Consider the following 6078-nt stretch of genomic DNA (forward strand, 5'->3'; position numbering starts at 1 on the left):
CTGGCCGCCTTTATCGGCTTCATCGTCGCCCTGCTGGCAACCTTCGTCATTCAGCTGGCCACCGGCACCCTGCAGTACGGGCTGACCTGGCCGCTGTTCATCCTGCTGCTCGTGGTCGCCTTCATCCTGCAGTCGGGCGTTTACGGCCTGATCATCAAAGACGCCGAGGGACACCCACTGGGGTTCGGCAAGGGTGCCCTGGTGTTCCTGATCCAGCTCGTCATCGGCACGATTATCCTGGTCGCGCTGGGCCTGCTGTTCGCCGTGCTCGGCGTGCACAGCCCCTGGCAGATGCAGACGCCTTGACGGCATCAGGGCTGCAGCGTCTGCCGCAACCGCGCCCCGATGCCCAGCGCCATGGTATGCCACTGATCGGCGAGTTCGGGCTCGAGCACCTCATCCAGGGTGTCACGGAACAGCGCCAACCAGCGATCCAGATCCGCCGCCTTGATGTCCATGGGGGCATGCAGACCGACCATGTCCACCTGCGGCGGCGCCTCAAGCCGGCCGCCCATGGCGATCCACCAGAAATCCGCAATCTTGCGCTCGTGCGTGTCGAAATCGCGGATATGCGCGAAGAACGGGCTTAGCTGGGAATCGCGCCGAAGCTTTTCATAAAACAGCCGGATGACCTGATCGACACGCTCGCGTCCGATCTTGTCGCACAGGGGTCGCAGCACCTTTTTCGTCATCCGGCTATGCTAACAGCCGCGCCGACAACACAGGCAGAATTAAACAACGGGGCAACAGCGGAGAAACCATGGATATCTGGCCGATCATCGCTGACGACATCGCCCGCTCGACGGGCAAACCTTTTCGAATCGAGCGTTACGAATCCGTCGCCGGCGGCTCCATCAACACCGCCTGGCGGATATCGAATCACGAACAGCAGCGCTATTTCGTCAAAACCAACCGTGCGGAACGCGCCGCCATGTTCGAGGCAGAAGCCGAAGGACTGCGGGAAATCGCCGACACCGGCACCATTCGCGTACCCCGACCGATATGCCACGGCGTGGCCGCCAACCAGGCCTATCTGGTACAGGAATATGTCAGCTTCGACGGACACGAATACGCGGTCCGTTTCGGCGAACAACTCGCCGCCATGCACCGCCACACCGCGCAACGGTTCGGCTGGCACCGCGACAACACCATCGGCAGCACGACGCAGGTCAATACCTGGAGCGATGAGTGGGTGGCGTTCTGGCGCGCGCACCGTCTGGGATTCCAACTGCAACTGGCCGAGTCCCGGGGAGCGTCCGCCCGCCTCATCGAGCGCGGCCTGCGCCTTACGGAGGGACTGGCGGCCTTCTTCACCACGTATCAGCCGGTTCCCTCACTGCTGCACGGCGACCTGTGGAGCGGCAATTTCGACACGGACAGCGAAGGGAATCCGGTCATCTTCGACCCGGCCGTGTACTACGGCGACCGCGAAACGGATATCGCCATGACGGAGTTGTTCGGCGGGCCCGGGCCGGCCTTTTACTCGGCCTACCACGGTGTCTGGGCGCTGGATGGCGGTTATGCCGTACGCCGCGAACTCTACAATCTCTATCACATCCTCAACCACTTCAACCTGTTCGGCGGCGGCTATGCCGGACAGGCGGAGCGGATGATCGATCGGTTGCTGGCGGAGCTGGGCTAACAGCCTGTTGTTATCTACTCACGCGGCACGGCAGGGCGTCAAAATCAGGCTCAAAATGCTCATTTACACTCAAGTAAACTGCGCTTTCTCGCCCGATTTTTCCTTCTCTCGCACTCGCCTGAGCGATAACAACAGGCTGTTAAGTTAAGGGCTTACACGGACTGTTAGCAGCGCCGGAAGGTGATGACCAGCACGTCGCGCCACGCCGACCGTTCGGAATCGGCCGGCAGTACCGGCGTCACCTCGTGGTACAGGGCGGCGTCGTCGAGCAGCAGGCTGTGCAACGGGCCGTCCAGGGTGCATTCGCGCAGCAGTTGCCGGTCCTCGTCATAGATACGGCTCAGCCCGCCCTGAATGTTCTCCCGCCGGATCAGGCCGATGAAGACGAAATCCACGCCGTCGCGGTGAACCCCTTCGGGAGTGGGCAGTCCCGGCACGCCGGCCTGGGCCAGAATACGGAACTGATGGACCTCGATGTGCCAGTCGAATCCCGGCTTAAGCTCGCGCACCTCGTCGAGCACGTAGTTGAGGGGTTTGTAGAACCAGGGATTGTGCACGATGGACGTCTCGACCGGCAGGTAATGCCGGGCGACGCCGCCATTCAGCGAGTTGTATTCCCGCGCCTGATAATGGGGGCCGTGGGGCGCGAGACTTGCCGACTCGTCCAGGGCCTGGGCGCGCAGAATGGAAAAACGCCGCTGCCGATAATGGCCACCGTCGGCCATGTAGGTATCGCGCGGCAGGCGCTCCCAGGAATCGGCAAATACCTGCCAGCTCTGCGCGTCCAGGTCGGCATCGTGCAGGCACTCGGGCAGCACGAATTCCGCGTACCCCTGGTCGCGCATGCGTTGTGCCACCGTCTTCTGGCAATCGTCGAGAGCGTGTGCATTCATCTTTTGGAAACAATAACCAATCCGGGTACCCGGTAACAACTCCATAACGTTAAGGATATAGACCATTCGGGATAGCAGCGGTGCCACCCCTACATCTCACCATCAGCCGGCCTGGTGACGCCGATCCAGACGCAACACCACCAGCATCGCGATGGCCGCCAACAAGGTGAGCACCGCCGCCGTGGAAAATGCCGCACGCTCACCCAGCCACTGCCAGATCAACCCGAACATGACCGCACCGGGCAACACGAACACCCCCGTGACCAAGTGATACACCCCGAACGCCGTGGCGCGCAGCCGTTCGGGCGCGAAATCCCCGATCAATGCCCGCTCCGCCCCTTCGGTGAAGGCGAGTGCGCCGGCATACGCCAGGAACAGCCCCCAAATCACCCAGGTCTCGCTGCCTGCCAGACCCAGCGCCAGCAACAGCCCCACGCGCAGCGTCCAGCCGATCACGACGACCGGTAGCCGGCCGACATGATCGGAAAGCGCGCCGGCCGGCGCCGCGACGACGGCCTTGACCGCACTGGCCGCCGCCCAGATCAGCGGAACCCAAACCACCTCCAGGCCACGCGCCTCCGCCCACAGCACCAGAAACGCCTCCGGCGTGGTCGCCAAAGCCAGTCCGCCCGAGGCAAGAATCAACCCCTTGAGGCGCGCATCCAGCGATTGCCAGCGCCACCGGGCCGGACGTTGTGAATCCCTTTCCTCCGTGGGCGGGGCCAGCCGCGCCGCCTCAGGAGGCAGTCCGAACACCAGCAGACCGATGACCAGAAGGCCGGGCAGCACGGAGGCGAGAAACACATGCCCCATGGAAAGCCCCATGCCCAGCAGGGCAAAGGCCAGCAGCGGCCCCACCATGGCCCCCGCATTATCCAGGGCACGGTGGAAACCGAAGGCCCGGCCGCGCTGGGCGGCGTCGGTGGTCACGGCAATCATGGCGTCGCGCGGCGCGGTGCGCAGCCCCTTGCCGACACGATCCAGAAACCGCAGCAACAGCACCCACCACCAACCCACCGCCAGTCCGATGAGGGGACGGGCAACGTTCGATGTCGAATAGCCGCTCAGCACCAGTCCACGCGGATTGACACCCCGATCGGCCAGGTAACCGGATATCAGTTTCAGGATGCTTGCCGTGGCCTCTGCAATGCCTTCGACCAGGCCGACAACTCCGGGTCCCGCGCCCAGGGTGAGGGTCAGAAACACGGGTAGCAGCGGTGTGATCATCTCGCTCGCCGAATCGTTCAGCAGCGAAACAAACCCCAGCACGATCACCGTGCGCGGCAAAGACAGGCGTAAATTGATCGACATGATGAAGACCGCAGGTGGCGGCGGATACTCTAGCAAATGCCGGCACTCACCGGTGCACGGGATTGCCCGACCGGATCGATCCGCTTAAGTTGTCTTAGAAACCTGGATGCCGCGAAACATCATGCGACCCACAGTCCTGTTTATTCATGGCGGCGGAGGCGGCGGCTGGGAATGGGCCCGCTGGCTGCCCTGCTTCCGGGTGGCTGGGTTTTCCACGCGCGCGCCCACGCTGCAGCCGTCGGCCGCGGGCCTGACGCACACCCGGTTTGAAGACTACCTGGATCAGCTCCAGGCGACCGCGGTGCGATGCGATCAGCCGATCCTGATCGGCGCCAGTCTCGGCGGACTGCTGGCGCTCAAGCTCGCCGAACACGTTCCCGCCAGCGCCATAGTATTGGTCAACAGCCTGCCGCCGGTCGGCACCCGGGGTTGGCAGCCACAGAAACACTACCCGGCGCGGGTGGCGTGGTCGCGCAAGACCCGCCTGGAGGATACCCGCGCCGCCATGCCGGAAGCGGACGAGGACACGGTGTGGTGGGCCCACGCCCGCTGGCGGGACGAATCGGGCGCGGTGCTGAACACCGCCTATGCCGGGGTGTCCGTTACGCCGCCGTCCTGCCCGGTTCTGATACTCAACGGGGAACGGGACCGCACCGTGCCCTGGAAAATCGGGGAAACCATGGCGCGCGACCTGAATGCGGAATTCATCCGTCTGCCGGGGGCCAGCCATCTCGGCCCGCTGCTCGGACCCCAGGCGCAGGCGGTGGCGCGTACCGCGCTGGAGTGGCTGCACGCCCGTCTGACCGCCTGACGCCGGCCGCTGTGCCGCTCAGGCGGGGTCGATCTCCCTGCACAGGGCGGAGTAATCGCATTCACCCAGACCGTCCGCCACGCCACGCCCCAGGATGTCCCGCACGCCGGCCAGTACCGCGTCGTCAAGGCCGTGGGGTGCGGCGGCCTGCAGGAACAGATCGACATCCTTGAGCAGATGCTTGAGCGGAAAATGGGCGTTATCGAAATCGCCGCTCAACATGCGCTCGAGCTTCTTATCGAAGGTGGGTGCATACAGGGCGCTCGCCCGCAGCAACCCCATGAACCTCTCGACCGGCACCGCCTCATGGCGCACCAGGCCGAGGCTGAGCGCAAACGCACTGGTCAATGCGGCGATGAGCTGGTTGAAGGCGAGCTTCATCGCCGCCGCCTTGCCGACTTCGCCAATGTATTCAAGCTTGCCGGCGAGCTCTTCCAGCAATGGCGCCCAGTGTTCGTATTGCGCCGTGTCGCTGCCCACCATGACCAGCAACGTCCCCGCCTCGGCCTCGGGCAGGCTGCCCAGCACCGGCGCCTCCAGGTAGCTGCCGCCACAGGCCTTTACTTCGGCGGCGATCTCGCGGCTCTCGTCGGGAGCGATGGTACCCATCTGGATCACCGCATGCCCATTAAGCCGGTCCCGCACGGGCGCCGCCAGCAACACCTCGCGGATCGCCTGCGCGTCGCTCAGCATCAGGATCGACGCATCGGCCCACTCCACCGCCCCGGCCGGCGTATCGAACACCCGCGCACCACCTGCGGCCAGGGCACGGGTCTTTTCTGCCGAACGGTTATACAGCCCCAGCTGCGTTCCCCGCGCCAGCAGCCGGCCGGCCATGCGCTCACCCATCAGACCGACACCCAGCAGGGCCACCTTGTATTTGCTCATCGATGCTCCACTATCCAGTCCACGGCGCCGGCAATATCGTCAACGACGACCGCACCCGGCTCACCCACCCGCGCTTCGTCTCCGGATTGATACTTGCCGGTGCGCACCAGGATGCCGCTCAATCCCGCCCGCAGCGCCCCGCCGACATCGGCGGGGGCGTCGTCCCCGACCATAACGGTTTCCGCCGGCCCGCAACCGAGCGCTGCAACGGCTTCCAGGAAAAAGGCCTTGGCCGGTTTGCCCAGCACCACCGCCTGTTTGTCCGCGGCATACTCGAGCGCCGCCTTGAACGGACCGATATCGAGCGATAGCCCTTCCGCCTCACGGAAATAACGGTTGTCGCCCATTGCCAGCAAGGGCGCGCCCGCCATCAGCAAACGAAAGGCCTGGTTCAGGCGTTCATAGGTGAAATCGTGACCCGCATCGCCCAGCACCACCGCATCGGGCGCCGCACCCGGCATATCGGCGAATTCCGATTCCAATGCCGGATGTACGAGCAGGTACGGGCACAGATGATGTGCCTGCAGATAATC

General features: G+C 64.4%; 8 protein-coding genes. 3 read left to right on the forward strand and 5 right to left on the reverse strand.

The window, feature by feature from the left end:
• The coding region (locus P8Y64_13115) for a hypothetical protein (protein MEJ2061405.1) at positions 1 to 306 on the forward strand (306 nt) is incomplete at its 5' end.
• Between the two features lie 5 nt (positions 307 to 311).
• On the opposite strand, the gene P8Y64_13120 is transcribed toward P8Y64_13115, so the two are convergent.
• A complete protein-coding gene (locus P8Y64_13120; protein ID MEJ2061406.1) occupies positions 312 to 692 on the reverse strand; it encodes a group III truncated hemoglobin in 381 nt (126 codons plus the stop codon).
• Positions 693 to 760: 68 nt separating this feature from the next.
• On the opposite strand from P8Y64_13120, the gene P8Y64_13125 reads away from it, so the two are divergent.
• A complete protein-coding gene (locus tag P8Y64_13125) occupies positions 761 to 1642 on the forward strand; it encodes a fructosamine kinase family protein (protein MEJ2061407.1) in 882 nt (293 codons plus the stop codon).
• Between the two features lie 164 nt (positions 1643 to 1806).
• Here the strand turns inward: P8Y64_13125 and P8Y64_13130 are convergent, their stop codons facing one another.
• Both P8Y64_13130 and P8Y64_13135 read right to left on the reverse strand, forming a co-directional pair.
• A complete protein-coding gene (locus P8Y64_13130) occupies positions 1807 to 2535 on the reverse strand; it encodes a 2OG-Fe dioxygenase family protein (protein ID MEJ2061408.1) in 729 nt (242 codons plus the stop codon).
• Positions 2536 to 2637: 102 nt separating this feature from the next.
• Complete coding sequence (locus P8Y64_13135) at positions 2638 to 3846, reverse strand: MFS transporter (GenBank protein ID MEJ2061409.1); 1209 nt, start codon at positions 3844 to 3846, stop codon at positions 2638 to 2640.
• A gap of 121 nt (positions 3847 to 3967) precedes the next feature.
• Here P8Y64_13135 and P8Y64_13140 point away from each other — a divergent pair, with 121 nt between their 5' ends.
• Entirely contained in the window at positions 3968 to 4657 is a 690-nt protein-coding gene (locus P8Y64_13140; GenBank protein MEJ2061410.1) for an alpha/beta fold hydrolase, read from the forward strand.
• 18 nt (positions 4658 to 4675) lie between these two features.
• On the opposite strand, the gene P8Y64_13145 is transcribed toward P8Y64_13140, so the two are convergent.
• Both P8Y64_13145 and P8Y64_13150 read right to left on the reverse strand, forming a co-directional pair.
• Entirely contained in the window at positions 4676 to 5545 is an 870-nt protein-coding gene (locus P8Y64_13145) for an NAD(P)-dependent oxidoreductase (GenBank protein ID MEJ2061411.1), read from the reverse strand.
• Positions 5542 to 6078: TIGR01458 family HAD-type hydrolase (locus P8Y64_13150; protein MEJ2061412.1), on the reverse strand; the 537-nt coding region annotated here is incomplete at its 5' end. The genes P8Y64_13145 and P8Y64_13150, both read right to left, overlap by 4 nt.

This window comes from Gammaproteobacteria bacterium, assembly GCA_037388465.1.
Lineage (GTDB): Bacteria > Pseudomonadota > Gammaproteobacteria > SpSt-1174 > SpSt-1174 > JARRKE01.

Bases quoted from the DNA above. Each gene is read 5' to 3' on its own strand.
- P8Y64_13125 (MEJ2061407.1), top strand. From the start codon at position 761: ATGGATATCTGGCCGATCATCGCTGACGACATCGCCCGCTCGACGGGC.
- P8Y64_13135 (MEJ2061409.1), bottom strand. From the start codon at position 3,846: ATGTCGATCAATTTACGCCTGTCTTTGCCGCGCACGGTGATCGTGCTG.
- P8Y64_13120 (MEJ2061406.1), bottom strand. From the start codon at position 692: ATGACGAAAAAGGTGCTGCGACCCCTGTGCGACAAGATCGGACGCGAG.
- P8Y64_13140 (MEJ2061410.1), top strand. From the start codon at position 3,968: ATGCGACCCACAGTCCTGTTTATTCATGGCGGCGGAGGCGGCGGCTGG.
- P8Y64_13145 (MEJ2061411.1), bottom strand. From the start codon at position 5,545: ATGAGCAAATACAAGGTGGCCCTGCTGGGTGTCGGTCTGATGGGTGAG.
- P8Y64_13130 (MEJ2061408.1), bottom strand. From the start codon at position 2,535: ATGAATGCACACGCTCTCGACGATTGCCAGAAGACGGTGGCACAACGC.